This window comes from Streptomyces purpurascens (assembly GCF_045040895.1).
Classification (GTDB): Bacteria; Actinomycetota; Actinomycetes; order Streptomycetales; family Streptomycetaceae; genus Streptomyces; species Streptomyces purpurascens.
This window is the reverse complement of record NZ_CP108341.1, coordinates 4,821,878-4,838,840: the sequence shown is the minus strand read 5'-3', so window position 1 is coordinate 4,838,840 and position 16,963 is coordinate 4,821,878. Positions and strand designations below refer to the sequence as shown.

17 protein-coding genes are annotated in these 16,963 nt (G+C 73.6%); 11 read left to right on the top strand and 6 right to left on the bottom strand.

What is annotated here, in order from left to right:
* Window positions 1–11: 11 nt before the first annotated feature.
* Genes OHU35_RS22050 through OHU35_RS22040 form a run of 3 tightly spaced genes read left to right on the top strand, consistent with a single transcriptional unit; the run spans window position 12 to window position 4,062 of the window.
* A complete protein-coding gene (locus tag OHU35_RS22050; RefSeq protein WP_405506516.1) occupies window positions 12–2,216 on the top strand; it encodes an MMPL family transporter in 2,205 nt (734 codons plus the stop codon).
* Window positions 2,217–2,221: 5 nt separating this feature from the next.
* Entirely contained in the window at window positions 2,222–3,427 is a 1,206-nt protein-coding gene (locus OHU35_RS22045) for a sensor histidine kinase (RefSeq protein ID WP_189725538.1), read from the top strand.
* Window positions 3,424–4,062 carry a response regulator transcription factor gene (locus OHU35_RS22040; RefSeq protein ID WP_189725537.1) on the top strand — a complete coding sequence of 213 codons (639 nt, stop codon included), beginning with the start codon at window positions 3,424–3,426 and terminating at the stop codon, window positions 4,060–4,062. The genes OHU35_RS22045 and OHU35_RS22040 overlap by 4 nt, the downstream gene beginning before the upstream one ends.
* 24 nt (window positions 4,063–4,086) lie before the next feature.
* Here the strand turns inward: OHU35_RS22040 and OHU35_RS22035 are convergent, their stop codons facing one another.
* Window positions 4,087–5,262, bottom strand: coding sequence for an NAD(P)/FAD-dependent oxidoreductase (locus OHU35_RS22035; protein WP_405506514.1), 1,176 nt, complete (start codon window positions 5,260–5,262; stop codon window positions 4,087–4,089).
* A gap of 228 nt (window positions 5,263–5,490) precedes the next feature.
* Between OHU35_RS22035 and OHU35_RS22030 the strand changes: the two genes are divergently transcribed.
* Genes OHU35_RS22030 through OHU35_RS22015 form a run of 4 tightly spaced genes read left to right on the top strand, consistent with a single transcriptional unit; the run spans window position 5,491 to window position 7,436 of the window.
* A complete protein-coding gene (locus OHU35_RS22030) occupies window positions 5,491–5,874 on the top strand; it encodes a sortase-dependent protein (RefSeq protein WP_405506512.1) in 384 nt (127 codons plus the stop codon).
* Entirely contained in the window at window positions 5,871–6,479 is a 609-nt protein-coding gene (locus OHU35_RS22025; RefSeq protein WP_405506510.1) for a class F sortase, read from the top strand. The genes OHU35_RS22030 and OHU35_RS22025 overlap by 4 nt, the downstream gene beginning before the upstream one ends.
* A complete protein-coding gene (locus tag OHU35_RS22020; RefSeq protein WP_184594146.1) occupies window positions 6,476–6,967 on the top strand; it encodes an RNA polymerase sigma factor in 492 nt (163 codons plus the stop codon). The genes OHU35_RS22025 and OHU35_RS22020 overlap by 4 nt, the downstream gene beginning before the upstream one ends.
* Complete coding sequence (locus OHU35_RS22015) at window positions 6,951–7,436, top strand: hypothetical protein (protein WP_405506508.1); 486 nt, start codon at window positions 6,951–6,953, stop codon at window positions 7,434–7,436. Before OHU35_RS22020 ends, OHU35_RS22015 begins: the two co-directional genes overlap by 17 nt.
* A 23-nt stretch (window positions 7,437–7,459) precedes the next feature.
* On the opposite strand, the gene OHU35_RS22010 is transcribed toward OHU35_RS22015, so the two are convergent.
* Entirely contained in the window at window positions 7,460–8,434 is a 975-nt protein-coding gene (locus OHU35_RS22010) for a cytochrome c oxidase assembly protein (protein WP_189725912.1), read from the bottom strand.
* Window positions 8,435–8,747: 313 nt separating this feature from the next.
* Here OHU35_RS22010 and OHU35_RS22005 point away from each other — a divergent pair, with 313 nt between their 5' ends.
* Together OHU35_RS22005 and OHU35_RS22000 are read left to right on the top strand one after the other, a co-directional pair.
* Window positions 8,748–9,632, top strand: coding sequence for a putative RNA methyltransferase (locus tag OHU35_RS22005; RefSeq protein ID WP_405506506.1), 885 nt, complete (start codon window positions 8,748–8,750; stop codon window positions 9,630–9,632).
* A gap of 152 nt (window positions 9,633–9,784) precedes the next feature.
* The gene (locus tag OHU35_RS22000; RefSeq protein ID WP_405506504.1) at window positions 9,785–11,269 is read left to right on the top strand and encodes an alpha/beta hydrolase; all 1,485 of its coding nucleotides are present in this window, start codon (window positions 9,785–9,787) and stop codon (window positions 11,267–11,269) included.
* On the opposite strand, the gene OHU35_RS21995 is transcribed toward OHU35_RS22000, so the two are convergent.
* The 4 genes from OHU35_RS21995 to OHU35_RS21980 are packed head-to-tail and all read right to left on the bottom strand — an operon-like array spanning window position 11,266 to window position 14,984.
* Window positions 11,266–11,949, bottom strand: a complete 684-nt coding sequence (locus OHU35_RS21995) for a DUF4328 domain-containing protein (RefSeq protein WP_405506502.1) — start codon at window positions 11,947–11,949, stop codon at window positions 11,266–11,268. The two genes, OHU35_RS22000 and OHU35_RS21995, sit on opposite strands and share 4 nt — an antisense overlap.
* Window positions 11,950–11,993: 44 nt before the next feature.
* Window positions 11,994–12,356 carry a DUF952 domain-containing protein gene (locus tag OHU35_RS21990; RefSeq protein WP_189725529.1) on the bottom strand — a complete coding sequence of 121 codons (363 nt, stop codon included), beginning with the start codon at window positions 12,354–12,356 and terminating at the stop codon, window positions 11,994–11,996.
* Between the two features lie 7 nt (window positions 12,357–12,363).
* Entirely contained in the window at window positions 12,364–13,332 is a 969-nt protein-coding gene (bla, locus tag OHU35_RS21985; protein WP_405506500.1) for a class A beta-lactamase, read from the bottom strand.
* Window positions 13,333–13,346: 14 nt separating this feature from the next.
* Entirely contained in the window at window positions 13,347–14,984 is a 1,638-nt protein-coding gene (locus tag OHU35_RS21980; RefSeq protein ID WP_189725526.1) for a penicillin-binding transpeptidase domain-containing protein, read from the bottom strand.
* Window positions 14,985–15,069: 85 nt separating this feature from the next.
* Here OHU35_RS21980 and OHU35_RS21975 point away from each other — a divergent pair, with 85 nt between their 5' ends.
* Window positions 15,070–16,071 (top strand): LysR family transcriptional regulator, encoded by a 1,002-nt coding sequence (locus OHU35_RS21975; RefSeq protein ID WP_405506498.1) that lies wholly within the window; start codon window positions 15,070–15,072, stop codon window positions 16,069–16,071.
* Window positions 16,068–16,943, top strand: coding sequence for a serine hydrolase (locus OHU35_RS21970; RefSeq protein WP_405506496.1), 876 nt, complete (start codon window positions 16,068–16,070; stop codon window positions 16,941–16,943). Before OHU35_RS21975 ends, OHU35_RS21970 begins: the two co-directional genes overlap by 4 nt.
* Window positions 16,944–16,963 lie beyond the last annotated feature (20 nt).

Below are 16,963 nucleotides of genomic sequence, written 5' to 3'. Positions count from 1 at the left end.
CCCTTTTGGGCATGAACTCATTCTCTGTGCGCGTGGCGCGCTGGAGCGCGCGGCACCCCTGGCGGGCGATCGTCGGCTGGCTGGTGTTCGTGGCGCTGTGTCTGGGGGCCGGCAGTGCCGTCGGCACCAACAGTGCGAAGACGGCGGACTACCGGGTCGGTGAGGCCGGGCGGGCCGAGGCCCTCGCCGCCGAGGCCCATCTGGAGCGCAGGGCCGCCGAGCAGGTGCTGATCTCCTCCCGTTCGGGCGGTGCTCTCGACCAGGGCGCCGCCCGGGCCGCCGCGAAGGATCTCACCGAGCGGATGCGAAGACTGCCGGACGTGGCAGGAGTGGCGGAGCCGTTGCTGTCCGAGGACCGCCGGACTCTGATGGTCGAGGTGGCGCTGAAGGGCGAGGAGCGGGACGCCAAGGACAAGGTCGACGCGCTCGTGGCGCAGACCTCGGCGGTGCAGAAGGGCCACCCCGGGCTGCTGCTGGAGGAGACCGGAAGCCCCTCCGTCAGCAAGGGGGTCGACCAGCAGCGCAGTGACGATCTGGCGCTGTCCGAGGCGATCACCCTGCCCGTCACCCTGCTCACGCTGCTGGTCGTGTTCGGGTCCGTGACCATGGCCGGGGTGCCGCTGCTGCTGGCGCTGTCGTCGATCGCGGCGGCGGTCGGCCTCTCGATGGTCGTCTCGCATGTGTCGCCCGACGCCGGGATCGGCACGAACGTCATCCTGATGATCGGCCTCGCGGTCGGCGTCGACTACACGCTCTTCTATCTCAAGCGCGAGCGGGAGGAACGGTCCCGCTCCGGCGGACGGCTGTCCTCGGAGGCGCTGGTGGAACTGGCCGCCGCGACCTCGGGCCGGGCGGTCGTGGTCTCCGGGATGGCGGTGGTCGCCTCCACGGCGACGCTGTATCTCGCCTCCGACGTGATCTTCTCGTCCCTCGCGACCGGCACGATCGTGGTCGTCCTGGTGGCGGTGGCGAGTTCGCTGACGGCCCTGCCCGCGCTGCTCGTCAAGCTCGGGCAGCGGGCGGAACGCCGGGCGCGGCGGCGGGCCGAGCGCGGGAAGCCCGTACGCCGGGTGCGGGGTGAGCGTGGCGGCGGCCGGGTGTGGAGTGCCCTGCTGCGGCCCGCCGCCCGGCACCCCCTGGCCACCCTGTGCGTCTCGGTCGTGGCCCTGCTCGCCCTCGTCGTCCCGCTGGCCGGGCTGAAGATCACCGAGATGAGCCGGGACACCCACTCCCGCGACATCCCGGCGATGCGGGTGTACGACCGGCTCAACGAGGCGTTCCCGGAGCAGCGGGTGACCCACCAGGTCGTCGTGCGGGCGGATGCCGCGCGGTCGGCGGAGGTCGTCGCCGCCCTGCGGGAGGTGGCCGGGCGAGCGGAGGACGACCGGCTGTTCACCGGGGCGTCGCGGATCCGGACCTCGGCCGACGACCGCACCAGCACCCTCGAACTGAAGGTGCCGTACCTCGGCAACTCCGAAGAGGCCTACGACTCCCTCGACCGGCTCCGGGACGACTTCCTGCCCGCGACCGTGGGCCGGATCAGCGGCGCCGAGTACGGCGTGAGCGGGGACGTCGCCCGCTACGCCGACTATCCCGCCCACCAGAACGGCAAACTGCCCCTGGTGCTGGGCGCGTTGCTGCTGGTGACGTTCGCGATGACCGTGTACGCGTTCCGCTCGGTCGTGCTCGGACTGCTCGGCGTCGTCCTGAACCTGCTGTCCGCGGCGGCGGCGCTCGGGCTGCTGGTGCTGGTCTTCCAGGGGACGTGGGCCGAGGGCCTGCTGGACTTCGACTCCACCGGGTCGATCGGGTCGCGGGTGCCGCTGTTCCTCTTCGTGATCCTCTTCGGACTGTCGATGGACTACCAGGTGTTCGTGGTCAGCCGGATCAGGGAGGCCGCGCTCGCCGGCGTGCCGACGCGGCAGGCGGTGCTGGACGGGATCCGTTCCTCGGCGAGCGTGGTGACCAGCGCCGCGGTCGTGATGACGACGGTGTTCGCCAGTTTCGTCTTCCTGCACATCATCGAGATGAAGCAGATCGGCTTCGTCCTGGCGGCGGCCGTGCTGATCGACGCGGTCGTGGTCCGGGCCCTGGTCCTGCCGGCGGCGATGCTGCTGCTGGGCGAGTCGAGCTGGTGGCCCTCGCGGGCGGTGCGGCGGGCGCTCGCCGTCCCGGAGAAAAGGTCCTCCTCCCGTCCGGCGGTCGACGTACGTTGATCGGCATGACCGCATCCGCCGGCTCCACCGCCGACGCCTTCTGGACCACGTCGCTGCGCCGCTGGAACGCGGTGTGCTGGCTGCTCTTCGCTGTGATGGCCGTCGGTCTGGTCGCCATCGACCGGCCCGGCGGGAGCAAGTACTTGGCGCTGGTCCTGCTGGGCGGGGTGATGGTGTCCTACGCGGTCCTGTACCGCTTCCCGACCAACCCCGTCGTACGGCCGCACGTGTACTTGTCGGTGCTGGTGGTCGCGCTGGGCGGGCTGGCGTATCTGCGGAGCAACTACGCGGCGCTGTTCATGGTGACGCTGCCGCACTACTGGCTGTTCGGGCGGACGCCGCGGGCGTCGGTGGTGTTCCTGGGGCTCGCCACGGCCGCGACCCTGACCGCGAGCGTGCTGCGGCAGGACGGCTGGACGGTGGAGTTCTTCACCGAGACGCTCGTCTCCACGGTGCTCGTCGTCGGTGTGGGGGTGCTGATCGGGCTGTGGGCGCACTCGGTGGTCGGGCAGAGCGCCGAGCGGGCCCGGCTCATCACCGAACTGGAGGAGACCCAGGCCCGGTTGTCCGAGGCGCATCAGCGGCAGGGCGCGGCCGACGAGCGGGAGCGGCTGGCGCGGGAGATCCACGACACCCTCGCCCAGGGCTTCGCCTCGATCATCGTGCTCGCCGAGGCGGCCCGGGCCGGGCTCGACTCCGAACCTGCCCGCAGCGCCCAGCAGTTGCGGTCGATCGAGTCCACCGCCCGGGAGAACCTCGCCGAGGCGCGGGAACTGGTCGGCTCGCCCCAGCGCCCCGGCCAGGCGGCAGCGGGTTCGGTGGCCCAGACCCTGCGCCGCACCCTGGACCGTTTCGCCGAGGACACCGGCCTCACCGTCGACGCCGAGCTGGCGGACCTGGAGTGCGACCAGCAGACCCGGATCGCGCTGCTGCGCTGCACCCAGGAGTCGTTGGCCAACGTACGCAAGCACGCCCGCGCCTCCACGGTCGGCGTGGTCCTCGCCCGGCAGCCGGACGGCGTGGAGCTCGAGATCACCGATGACGGGACCGGGTTCGTGGTGGCGGAGTCGTCGGGCTTCGGCCTGGACGGCATGCGCAAGCGGCTGGCGGAACTGGGCGGGAGGCTGACGGTGACGAGTTCGGTGGGCGACGGGACGCGGGTGCTGGCGCTGATACCCCTGACGGCCGAAGCGAGAGAGGCCTCCGCATGACCGACGGACCGCTGCGCATCATCGTGGTCGACGACCACACCGTCATGCGGGCCGGAGTGGTGGCCCTGCTCGCCTCCGAGTCCGGCATCGAGATCGTCGGCGAGGCGGGCGACGGCCGCGCGGCCCTCGGCCTCGTCGAGCGCCACGAGCCCGATGTCGCCCTGGTCGACCTGCGGATGCCCGTCCTGGACGGCGTGGCGACCACGACCGAGATCGTGACGCGCTTCCCCCGCACCCGGGTGCTGATCCTGACGACGTACGACACGGACGCGGAGATCGAGCGCGCGGTGGAGGCCGGGGCGATCGGCTATCTCCTCAAGGACACCACCCGTGAACAGCTGGCCGACGCCATCCACGCGGCGGCGCGCGGCGAGACGGTACTCGCGCCCAGGGTCGCCGAACGCCTCGTCGCCCGTATGCGCCAGCCCGCCCAGATCCCGCTCACGGCCCGCGAGGCGGACGTCCTGAACGCGGTCGCGGACGGGCTGACCAACGCCGAGATCGGCCGCCGCCTCGTCATCGCCGAGGCCACGGTGAAGACCCATCTGCTGCGGCTGTTCGCCAAGCTCGACGTCAACGACCGCACACGGGCGGTGGTGGTGGCGATGGAACGGGGGCTGCTGGACAGGCCCTGAGGAGACCCGGACACCCTCCGCGGCTCAGACGACGTGCGACTCGGGCCGGATCGCCGCCCCCGCCCGGAAGCGGTCGGCGCTGAGCGGGCCGACGTCGACGCAGGGGGCCCGGTCCAGGTACAGGTCGCGGACGATCTCCCCGACCGCCGGGGCCTGGAGGAAGCCATGGCCCGAGAACCCGGTGGCGTAGAGGAAGTTGACGACCTCGGCCGAGCGGCCGATGAGCGCGTTGTGGTCGGGCGTGACCTCGTAGAGCCCGGCCCAGCCGCCCGCCGTCTCCATGTCGGCGAGGCCGGGGGCGCGGTGGCTTACGACGTCGCGGAAGAGCTCCAGCCACTCGGGGGTCCAGGTGGTGTCGAAGCCGTCCGGCTCGGCGGGGTCGGCCAGGCCGAACAGGAGCCCGTCGTCGCTGTTGTGGAAGTACGCCGAGGACGAGAAGTCGATGGTGAAGGGGATCCGCGGGGCGGGGGGTACGAGCGGGACGGTGAAGGCCAGTTGGCGGCGGACCGGCCGCACCGGGAGGGGGACGCCGGCCAGGTCGCCGATCCGTGCCGACCAGGCGCCGGCGGCGCAGACGACCGTGGCGCAGTCGATCCGCCCGCGGTCGGTGTGGACGGCGGTGACCCGGTCGCCGGCGGTGTCGAGGCCGGTGACGGCGGTGTGGGTCGCCAGGACGACCCCCGCCCGGGCGGCCGCACGCGCATAGCCCTGGACGACCAGTGCGGGCCGGGCGTGGCCGTCGGCGGGCGAGTGGGCGGCGGCCACCAGGCCGTCGGTGCTGACGTAGGGGCACAGGCGGCGGGCCTCTTCGGGGCCGGTCATGCGGCTGGGGACGCCGAGGGAGTTCTGCAGGCGGACGGCGGCCTCGAAGTCGGCGGCCTGCCGCTCGGTGGTGAGCAGGAAGAGGTAGCCGACGGTGTCGAGGCGGATGTCGGCGCCGGGGCGGTCCGGGAAGTCCCGGAAGGCGCGCAGACTGCGGTCGCCCAGTTCGATGTTGAGCGGGTCCGAGAAGTGCGCCCGTACGCCGCCGATCGGCTTGCCCGAGCTGCCGCGGCCCAGCTCGCCGCGTTCCACGACGACGATGTTCCGGACCCCGGCCTCGGCCAGGTGGAAGGCGATGCTCGTGCCCATCACACCGCCGCCGATGATCACGACGTCGGCGGTGCGGGGCACGGTGGGGAAGACGGGTGAGGAGGTCAACGGGCCATCCCTTCCGGGGTCCTGCGCGGTTCCGCGCGGGCGAACCTGTCGTCACGCCATCGTGCGCCGGACCGGCCCTCGGCGTCGACGGACGGGTCAGCACCCATCCGCCTTCCGAGGACTTTGCCATCTCTTTACAACCTGCCCCGCGGCCGCCTCGTCTCTCCGCACGACCCGTCACCCACCCCGCCGAACCATCGGGCGGGACCGACGAAGGAGAGCGATTCCATGCGCCGAACCGTCCTGAGCGCCCTGGCCCTCGCGGGCACCGCCGTACTGCTGGGCACCGGGCCCGCGTTCGCCGACGGGGGCAAGACCCCGAGCCCGGTCCCGTCGGCCACCCCGGCGAGCACCCCCCAGCCGGAGGCCAGTGCCGAACCGACCCGCGCGCCGGACGCCACCCCTCCGGCCCCGAAGCCCGAACCGACCCGGGCACCGGCCGAGGACCAGGTCTCCGTCCGGCCGAGCGGCGCGCCCGACACCGGTGTGACGCCGGCGTCGTCGTCCTCCGGGAGCGACGGCACGGCGATCGGCGCGGGCGCCGCCGCGGCGTTCGCGCTGGGCGGCGGGGCGGTCTTCGTCGTACGCCGCCGCCGGGCGACCGGGGCATGACCGCGTTCTCCAGGCGCGCGTTCACGACCGCGGCACTGGCGTCCCTGCTGACGGCGTGCGGGAGCCACGAGACCACCGAAAGGCCGCCGAAGCCTCGGTCGGTTCCGGCCAAGGGGGCGCGTCCCCTGGCCCGTTCCGCTCCGGTCCGGCTGCTCGTCCCGGCCATCGGCGTCGACACGCCGGTCATCCGGCTGGGCCTGGCACCGGACGGCACGGTGGAGGTGCCGCCGGTCACGGCGGACGACCGGGCGGGCTGGTACCGGCACTCGCCGACCCCCGGCCGGACCGGGCCGTCGGTGATCCTCGGTCATGTCACGGTCGGGACGTACGGCGACGGCGTCTTCCGTCATCTCGACCGGCTGCGCCGGGGCGACCGGATCGTGGCGCGCCTGGAGAACGGCACGGCGGCGGAGTTCGCCGTCACGGCCGTACGGACCACCCCGAAAACCGACTTCCCGGCGGACGACGTCTACGGGGACGTGGACCGCCCGGAGCTGCGGCTGATCACGTGCGGCGGAGCGCGTACCGGCGACGGATACGCGGACAACGTGATCGTCTTCGCGGCGCTGAGCGGCGCCGAGTCCCCGACCCCTGGAGAGCGTTGAAACGGTCCCGCGAGAAGGCCGCGTCCGAACTGTTCGCCGCCCTCTACCCGCGCCTCGCCGGCTGGTGCCGCCGGCTCGTCGACGACGACGGGACGGCCCACGAGATCGCCTCGGAGGCGTTCACCCGGCTCTGGGCCCGCTGGACGTCCGTGGAGGAGCCCCGCGGCTTCCTCTACGTCACCGCGGCCAACCTCGTCCGGGACCACTGGCGCAAACTGGAGCGCGAGCGCCGGGCCATGCACCGCGTCACCTCGGAAGCCGCCGTACGGCCCCACCCCGAGCAGGCCGACCCCTCGGTGCGCCTGCTCGTCCAGTCGCTCCCGGAGCGACTGCGCGTGCCGATCCTCCTCCACTACTACGCTGACATGCCGATCCGGGAGGTGTCCGTACTGACCGGGCGCAAGGAAGGAACCGTCAAGGCCGATCTGCACGCGGCCCGGGAACTGCTCCGCGTCCACCTGAGGAGAAGCCTTGACCACACGCCTTGACGACGTCCCGGGCGACCCGGAGTCCGGCCCCGACGACCCCCTCGCCGTGATCCTGCGTCCCTCCTCCCCCGACTACCTGGGCGCACCGCCCGGCCAGTACGAGGCGATCCGCCGCAGGGCGACCCGCCGGCGCCTCCTGCGCACCGCGGCCGGAGCCGGCGTGTGCTGTGCCGTGGCGGCCCTCATCGCACTCCCCCTGCGCCTCACGGCCCCGGACCGCCCTGCCACTCCGACGATCCCGATGGCCCCGCCCCCCGCGACCACGCCCCTTCCCACCCCGCCCACTTCCCCCTCTCCTTCCCCTTCCCACCCCGCCTCGTCCTCCGCGCCGTCCTCCGCGCCGTCCTCCGCGACCGAAGCCCCGGCCCCCGACACGACCGGCCCGCGCACGGACATCCCCCGCGCCACCCCACGCCCGACGGCCGTGCCCCGCACCCCGTCGGCCCGGCCCAGCACGGTCCAGAGGTAGCCGTCGACAGCCGGTGACCCACGTCAGCCGCCCCGCCCCTGCCGCCGTACCCGCGCCGCCACCTCGCTCTCCTCGGTCTCCCACCAGGGCCGGACCAGCCCGGAAGACGCCCCCGGAACGGATGGTTCGCCGGCGAGACGGCGGTCCAGTACGACCGTCCGGACGCGCTCCGCGCGGACCCACTGGGCGAGGATCGCCAGCAGGAAGGGGACGGCGACCAGTTCGGCGACGGCCAGCATGGCGCCGCCGCCGATCTGCTGGTCGTGGTGGACGTCGGGGGACCAGGGCGGCGCGTGGTGCAGGTACCACGCGCCCGCGATCAGGGTGCCGTGCGTCATGACCACCAGCCCCGGGAGCGCGTCGACGACACCGTCGAGGAAGACCAGGGCCGCCCGGACGGGGTGGGTGCACCAGGCGGGCAGGGCCTGTTCGCGGGTGAGCACCGGAAGGACGAACAGACAGCCGGCCGCCAGCAGATGCAGATACATCAGCTCGTGCAGCCAGCCCACGCGCAGCGCGGTGGCGAAGTACGGCGTGAAGTAGACGGTCAGTTCCGTGGCCGGCACCAGGACCGTGCTGACGAGGGGGAACGTCAGCGTCCGCACCAGCCGTCCGGTCAGGACCCGCCGCACCCGGCCCGCACCGCCCTCCGGCAGCGCCTCGACCGCCAGCCGCAGCGGGTCGCCGAGGGCGAGACCCAGCGGCGCGAGCAGATCGAGCCCGGCGTTCTGTACGGCGGCCGGCCAGAACAGTTCGTGGTCGTAGACGGCCAGCCCCGACATCGTGGACACGACGATCGCACCCAGCCCGAGGACCACGAAGGCGAGCAGCCGCGGGAGCGACCAGGACCCGCCGCGCCTTCGCACCCGCACGACACCCCAGCCGTACAGCCCGCCCAGGACCCCGACCAGCAGCAGCGCGGGAACGTCCGGCTGCCATGACTCCAGCAGCCGCCCGAGGGTCGGCTCCGGCGGATATCCGGCCGACAGTTCACGCATCGCGTCACCCACCGTGCAGTCCCCTTTCCACGCAGACCAGACAGACCAGGCAGCGGACGGTAGCGGTCGAAGTTAAGGAAGAGGCCGCGGCCGGTAACCTCGCGGTATGGCATTGGCATGCACCGGCCTTCCGCACTGCTTCCTCTGACGCCGCGGTGAGGACCGCGACGTGGGTCCCTCACGTCGCCGTCCTCGGCGCGCCCGCCACCGACCACCGGTCCGCGGGCGCCGACGACTCACCGCCCACCGCCCGCACGCGGCCCGGCCCGCGCTTCGCCGCGTCGTGCCGCGCCGCGCTCCGAGGAGCTCCTCCATGCCTCCCACGCATCCGGGTACCGGCCGACGCCGCCCGTCCGACCGCCTCCTGACCGTCCTGACCTGCCCGTTGTGCCCGGCAGACCTCGCGCACGCCGACTGCGCCCTGCGCTGCGCCGACCGGCACACCTTCGACATCGCCCGCCACGGATACGTCAGTCTGCTGACCGGACACCGGCGTGCCGCGAGCGCCGACTCCGCCGACATGGTCCGCAGCCGCGCCTCGTTCCTGCGCGCCGGGCACTACGACCCGCTCGCCCGCACCCTCGCGGAACTCGCCACGGAACTGGCCCCGCCCGACGCCACTGTCCTGGACGCCGGGGCAGGCACCGGTCACTACCTGGCGGCGGTCCTGGACGCCCTTCCCGATGCCCTGGGGCTCGGGCTGGACAGTTCCGCCGCCGCCCTGCGCGCCGCGGCCCGCGCCCACGCCCGTGGGGAGGCCGCCGGCTGGGACGTCTGGCAGCCGTGGCCCGTCCGCACCGGCTGCGCCCACCTCGTGCTCAACGTCTTCGCGCCCCGCAACGGTCCGGAGTTCCACCGCGTCCTCCGGCCGGACGGCGCCCTGCTCGTCGTCACGCCCACCGACCGGCACCTGCGCGAACTGCGCGACACCGTAGGGCTGTTGGCGATCGACCCCCGGAAGGAGGAACGCCTGCGCCGGACTCTGGAGGCCCACTTCGCACACGAACGCACCGAACCGCTGGAGTACGCCATGCGCCTCACCGCCGAGGACATCGCCGCTCTGGTGGCCATGAGCCCCACCGCGCACCACGTGGGCGCCGCGGAACTGGGCCGCCGTGTCGCGGAGCTGGAGACGGACGCGCCGATGCGGGTGACCGCCTCGTTCGTCGCGTCGGTGTACAGGCCGGCAGCTCCCTAGGGGCCAACCCCCAGGCCCTGTGCGTGCGTTCCCCGGTCCGCCCCTGATTCGGGCCGGGGAGCGTTGTGGCGGCGGCGGGCCGGCTGCCACGCTCCTCGGGTGGGGGTGGCCACTCCTGTTTCCGTGCTCGCATGGCCGACAGGAGGAACTCTGTGCGTTCGTTGTTCAAGGGGTTGGCCGGAGCGCTCGCCGCCGGGGCACTGGTGCTGGGGGGAGGTGTGGCGGGGGCCGATACTCCCAGGACGCCGGAGCCGGCGATCGACTGGAAGCCGTGCCCCGATCACGCGACGGCCGAGTGCGGGACGCTGCGGCTGCCCGTGGACCGGGCCCGGCCGGGGGGCGAGACGTTCGACCTGGCCGTGGCCCGCCGTAAGGCGACCGACCCGGATCGCAGGGTCGGCGTCCTCCTGGTCAACCCGGGAGGGCCGGGCGACTCCGGCGTGAACTACACCCTGACGCGGGCCGAGGCCCAGCTCAGTGCCGAACTGCGGTCCAGATTCGACATCGTCGGCTTCGATCCGCGGGGCGTGGGCGGCAGCCGGCCGGTGATGTGCTCGAAGAAGCTGCTGGACGCACAGCCGTCGGTGTATCCGCGCGACCAGGAGGAGTTCGAACGGCTGGCGGCCTACAACCGCGAGCTGCGCGAGGACTGCCGCCGCCACACCGGCCCGGTCTTCGACCACGCCGACACGCTGTCCGTCGTCCACGACATGGAGGCCCTGCGCAAGGCGCTCGGCGAGCGGAGAATCAACTTCTTCGGCCACTCCTACGGCACGCTGATCGGCGAGCAGTACGCGGAGCTGTACGGCGACCGGATCCGTACCATGTCCCTCACCGCGAACGTCGACCACAGCATCACCGGCACGCGGGAGTTCCTCGTCTCCTCGGCGACGTCCGCCGAGGACTCATGGCACCAGTTCGTGAAGTGGTGCGACCGCGCGCGCTCGTGTGCCCTGCACGGGCGCGACGTACCCGCCGTCTGGGACGAACTGCTGAAGCGGGCCGACCGGGGAGAGATACGGGATCCGGAGCAACCGGGCCGGACCCTCGGCGCGAACGAGATCACACAGCGCGCCTTCAGGATGTTCTACGGACCGGACTGGGCCGAGGCGGCGACGTACGTGGCCCGACTCGACGCGCAGCGGCCGGAGCTACGGCCCGCGGCGGCCGGCCCGGAGACCGGCCAGCCGCTGGAGGCGGCGCCGTTCCCCGCGGTGTTCTGCCAGGACTGGCGGTTCCGGCCGCGCGACCACCGGGAGTTCGCGCGTCTGGCCGCGGCCGAGCGGCAGGCGGCACCGCACATGCGCGGCTCGCCCCGCGTGCACGCCGGGCTGGCCGGGTGCGTCGGCTGGCCGGAGCGGGTGAACAACCCGCAGCACCGGCTGCGCATCACCGAGGCCCCGAAGCTGCTGATGATGCACTCCCGGCACGACCCGGCCAACCCCCTCTCCTGGGCGGCCGAGGTGCGCCGGCAGACCCGCGGTACGGCCGTCCTGCTGACGTACGAGGGCGCGGGACACCGCGTCTACGACCGGAGCGACTGCACCCGTGACGCGATGGACGGCTACCTCCTGGCCCTGAAGGTCCCGCGCGACGGCGGCACCTGCGCCGCGGCCGACCCGGCCACCGGGGACTAGGAGTTGGCCGGCGCGACCTCGTCGATGCGCTCCTGCTGCGCCGCGGTGAGGGTGCGGACCATGAGGGCGGCGGTCCCGGCCGCGGCCACGATCACCAGGTCGGCGGCGAGCAGGGGCCAGACGCCGGTGTAGGCGCGGGCGATGACCTCGTCGGTGGAGTCGGCGTAGATCAGGCCGACTCCACCGGCCAGGCCGGCCAGCCACAGGCCCCACCACCAGTTCACGACGGCGGGCAGCCGCCGGTCGGGGAAGACCGACCGGTGGACGTCCGCGACCATGCCCCGGGGTATCCACAGGTTCACGACGGGCACGATCCAGCCCAGGAAGAGCCAGAGGTGGTGGTAGCGCGGCTCCGCGCCCGAGAGGGCCCGGGCGTTGTCCCGTACGCGGTCCAGCCAGAGCAGGAACACGATGGCGCAGACCGCCGTGACGGCGCCGCCCGCGGAGTCGACCAGATGGTAGGAGTTCTCCAGGGCGTTCAGGGGACGGTGTACGCCGTCGCCCTGGTCGGGCGGGCCGGACGCCGGCTGGCCGGCCATGGCGAGCCGGATGTGCCAGACCGCCCGGGCCGCCCAGGCGACTCCGGCGAGGGCGAGAGCGACGACGGCGAGGCGGGCCGCGCCCCGGACCGGGCGCGGGGCGGGGGCCTGAGGGGCGACGGGGGGTTCCTTTTCGTTCACCCGGTCATCCTGTCGTACTCGTTCACCCGGCCATCCGGTCGCCCTCAGTCCCGCCGGCTCAGTCCCGCCGCCCGGCCCTCCTCGTCCCACCGCACCTCGAGGACGTGGTCCACGGCGTCCCGGTCGAGCGGGCCGAACACGTGCGGGAACAGGACGTCCCCGGCCACCCCGGGCGGCGGGGCGGGGGCCGCCGCCTCGAACGCCACCCGCGCGGTGAGGCGCGCCTCGTCGAGGGCGAGCACCAGCAGGGGCCTGGGCGCGTCCCGGTAGAAGGCGTTGACGACGGCCAGCGTGGCCGGCTCGTCCGGGGAGCAGTGCACGAAGCCCTCCTCGGCGAGGGAGTCGGGCGCGTACGTCCGGCCGGGGGCGGTGTTCCAGACGGTGAGCGGTACGACGTGATAGATCATGGCCCCGTTATAGCCCCCGGCCGGAGAGCGTCCGCTGGGACCCCAGGGCGGTGATGGTCCGTGCGGTGGCTGCGGCGATCAAGGCGTCCGAGGGCTCGGCCTCGTAGCCGGGCCGGTCGGTCATGACGGCCAGGACGAGCGGTTCGGCGCGGGGCGGGCGGACGACGGCGATGTCGTTGGCCCTGCCGTAGTTGCCCGTACCGGTCTTGTCGGCCACCTCCCAGCCCTTGGGGAGTCCGGCCCGGATGCGCCGGGCGCCGACGGCGGTGGCGTTGCGCGAGAGCCAGTCCGTGAGCAGGGCGCGTTCGCCGGCGGGCAGGGCGGTGCCCAGGAGCAGCTCGCGGAAGTCGGTGGCGATCGCCCGGGGGGTGGTGGTGTCGCTGGGGTCGTCGGGTCGTACGTCGTGCAGTTCGGGCTCGTAGTGGTCCATGCGGCTGGCCTTGTCGCCGAGTTCGCGCAGATAGGCGGTGAGCTTCGCCGGGCCGCCGAGGTCGCGCATCAGCAGGTTCCCGGCCGTGCCGTCGCTGTACCGGACTGCGGCGTCGCAGAGTTGGCGGAGGGTCATGCCGGTCGCGACGTGCTTCCCGGTGATCGGCGCCGTGGACTTGAGGTCGGCACGGGTGTAGGTGACGCGCCGGTCCAGGCCACGGAGGGAGCTGTGGTGCAGGACCGCCGCCGCGGCCAGTGCCTTGAAGGTCGAGCAGAACGCGAAGCGCTCGTCGGCGCGGTGGAGCACGGTGGCGCCCGTGCCGGTGGCGAGGGCGTAGACGCCGACGCGGGCGCCGTACTCGCGTTCCAGATCCGCCAGCCGGGCGCGACGGACGGGAGGCGCGGGGGAGGGCGGGCCGGTCGTGGCGGTGCTGCCTGCCCGGCCACTGTCCCGGTCGTTGCCCGTGCCGCAGCCGGCGAGGGGAAGGAGGGCCGCGGCGGCCAGGAAGGCGCGGCGGGACGACGAAGCGGGTCCGTCGACGGACATGCGGGGTGCTCCTGTCACTCGGGGTCGCCGGACGCGGCGGCCAGCAGGCTGTGGACGATCGGCCCGGCGGAGCCGCCGCCGGTGACACCCTCCTCGACGACGCAGGCCACGGCGACGTTGCCGCGGTGGGCGACGAGCCAGCCGTTGTTGTCCTGCGCGTCGGAGACCTCGGCGGTGCCGGTCTTGGCGCCGATCTCGCCGGGCAGATCGGAGAGGACGTCCGCGGTGCCGTCGGTGACGGTGGCCCGCAGCATCGCGCGCAGTTGCGTGACGACGCCCCGCGGGAGCGGGGTCGTGGTGGTCCTGTCCTCGTTGCCGTCGGTGAGCGAGGGCTGGTGGAAGGTGCCGGACACGGCCGTCGCGGTCACGGACGCCATGAGCAGCGGGTTGGCCTGCACCCGGCCCTGCCCGATCATCGAGGCGGCCTTCTCCGTCTCGTCCTTCGGCGCCGGCACCGAGCCGTCGTACGTGGGAGCCCCGACGTGCCATTCCTGGCCCACGCCGAAGTACTTACGGGCCACATCCCCGAGTTCCCCGTCGTAGAGCCGGTCGCGCAGGCTGATGAACGCGGTGTTGCACGACTCGGTGAAGTCCTTGCGGAAGGTGGCGCCCGGGTGTTCGGAGAGCTCCACGTTCTGGAACCGCTTCCCCACCGTGAGGTACTTGGGGCAGTCGACGACGTCGTCCGGCTTGACGGCGTCCTTGAGCAGCAGGGCGCTGCTGGTGACGATCTTCCAGGTGGAGCCGGGCGCGTAGGTGCCGGAGAGGGCGCGGTTGAAGCCGGAGGACGGGGAGTTCGCCACGGCCAGGATCTCGCCGTCGTCGATGCGCAGGGCGACGAGCGCGGCGTTCTTGCCCTCGGCGTGGGTGGCGAGGGCCTGCTCGGCGGCGGACTGCCAGCCGGCGTGCAGGGTCGTGCGGACGGGGCCCTTGGCCCGGACCGTCCGCGTGCCGAACCTGGCCTCCGTGCGCTCGACGTCCCCGGTGGCCCGGTCGACCAGGTGGATCGCGCCGCGCGCGCCGGAGTCCGTGCCGTTGCCGCCGAGCCGGGCCATCAGGGGCGCGAGGGAGGGGAGTTCGTCGCCGGACAGGGCCGTCCCCTGCCGGTCGATGACCTCGGGGGGCTTCGTCTCCTCCCGTTCGAGGCGGAACTTCTCGGTGCCGCTCAGGCGCGGGTGGACGACGGACAGTTTCCAGGCCACCTTCCAGGTGCCGTCGCCCTGCTGACGCAGCGGCAGCTTCGACGCGTAGGTCCAGGTGCCCAGGCCGGTGACGGGCATCCGGGCGGTGAAGGGGACGGTGACCGTGCCGTCCTCCGCCTCGGTCGCGGCCTCGGCCTTGAGCGCGGGCTTCGTGATCTCGAGTCCGGCGGTGAAGCTGTCCAGCACGCGCCCGGCCGCACCGGGGCTGGTCGTCCGGGCGGCCGCGCTCGGCAGCCGGCCGGCGGCCCAGTCGGCGAGGAACGCGCGGGCTTGTTTCCCGGCGGCGGGGTCGGGTCCGGTGTCCCGTGCGAAGGGACCGAGACCGGCCGCGTACGCCCCGCCCGCGGCGACGGCCAGCACCACCGCTCCCGCGGTGACGGCCCGCACGGCGTTCCGGCGAGGTCTGCGGTTCCGGGGGCCTGCGCTGGTGTATTCGGCAAGGGAGTCCATGCGCCGAGAAGAGCAGCGGCGTGGGCAACCTGTCCAAGACCTTTATCGATCTCGCATCGATCAATACCGGATATGGTTACTGTTCGTGGACCTGGTGCGGCACCTGGAGTGCTTCGTGGCTGTTGCCGAAGAGTCACACTTCGGCCGTGCCGCGGCCCGCCTGGGCATGGCCCAGCCGCCGCTCTCGCAGCGCGTCCAGCGGCTGGAGAGGCATCTGGGCGTCCGGCTCTTCGACCGCACGAGCCGGCAGGTGACCATCACCGAGGCCGGGGCGCTGCTGCTGCCCGAGGCACGGGAGGTGCTCGCCCGCTCCGAGGCGCTCATGGCCACCGCACGCCGTATCCGCGACGGCGAGACCGGTCTGCTGCGGGCCGCGCTGCCACCCGACATATCCGGCGACACGGTCGCCGCGCTGCTCGCGGGCTTCGCCGGCGCCGGTCGCGCCGGCGTGGAACTCGAACTGCACGAGCTGCCCACCGCACAGCAACTGGAGCGGTTCGCCGCGCACGAGCTGGACGTCGGGCTCATCCACCACCCCTGTGACGTCTCCGGTCTGGAGCTGGGCCCGGTGCTGCGCCGCGAACTGGGCGTACTGCTGCCGCGCGGCGCGGCGGCCGCCGGGCTCGACGAGGTCCCCCTCGCCTCCCTCACCGGCTACGACCTGATCCTCTTCCCCCGCACGGGCGCTCCCGCGGTCTACGACGACCTGCTGACCACCTGCGCCCGCAACGGCTACACCCCACCCGCCGTACGGCACGCCCAGGGCGCCAGCTTCGTACGCGGACTGGTCCTGTCGGCGGAGGCCGTGTCCTTCAGCCCACGGGACGCGCACAGCCCCGGGGAGAGCGGCGCGGACCCTGACGAGGGTCTTCGCCGAGGCCCGGCCGCAGGTGTCGTCTGGCGTCCGCTCACCGGGGCGCCGCTGGCCCTGCGGCACTCCGTCGCCTGGCCCGGGGGACGCGGTGACGCCGCCGTGGCCGCCTTCGCCGAGGCCGCCACGCGCGCGCTGCGCACCACCGCCGGCGCGACCCCCGACCTGCCCTCCCGCCCGCTCCATCTGCGCCCGGCCTCGGAGTACTGGCTGTGACCGACCCCCTCGCCCGCATCCACGCGGCCTTCGCCGACGCCGGGGTCACCGGCCGGCTGCACGCCGTCGACATCGACTCCGGTACCCAGCTCGACGCCGGTGCGGACCAGCCGGTCTGCACCGCCAGCGTCCACAAGCTGTGTCTGCTCGTCGCGCTCCACGAGCAGGCCGCGGCGGGGATCCTGGACCTCACCGAGCAGGTCGAGTGCCCGCCGGAGGGCCGCACCACCGGGCCGACGGGGCTCGCCGCGATGCTCGACGGTGCCCGGCTGTCCCTGCGGGACCTCGCGTATCTGATGATGTCCGTCAGCGACAACGCCGCCGCCGACCTGCTGCTGGAGCGCGTCGGCCTCGACGCCGTCAACCGCACCACGGCCCGCCTGGGCCTCACCCGCACCTACGCCGTCCACACCTTCGGCGAGCTCCTGGCCACCATCAAGGAGGACGCCGGCCCCGGTGGCGCACGGGCGCTGGCCGACCCGCTCGTCGTCACCCGGCTGCGCGCGCTCGACCCGGCCCGCACCAACCGCAGCACCCCGCGCGACATGACGCGCCTGCTCGGCGCCGTCTGGCGGGACGAGGCGTGCACGCCGGAGCACGGCGCGGCCGTCCGCCGCGTCCTCGCGCTCCAGGTGTGGCCGCACCGGATGGCCTCCGGCTTCCCCTTCGACGATGTCCATGTGGCGGGCAAGACGGGGAGCCTGCCGACCGTGCGCAACGAGGTGGGCGTCGTGGAGTACCCCGACGGGGGGCGCTACGCCGTCGCCGTCTTCACGCGCACGGCCCGCACCTCAGCGCTGCTGCCCGCCGCCGACGCCGTCATCGGCACGGCGGCCCGCCTGGCCGTGGACGCGCTGCGCGCTCCCCAGTAGGCCCGCGCAGCCGCCGCGCC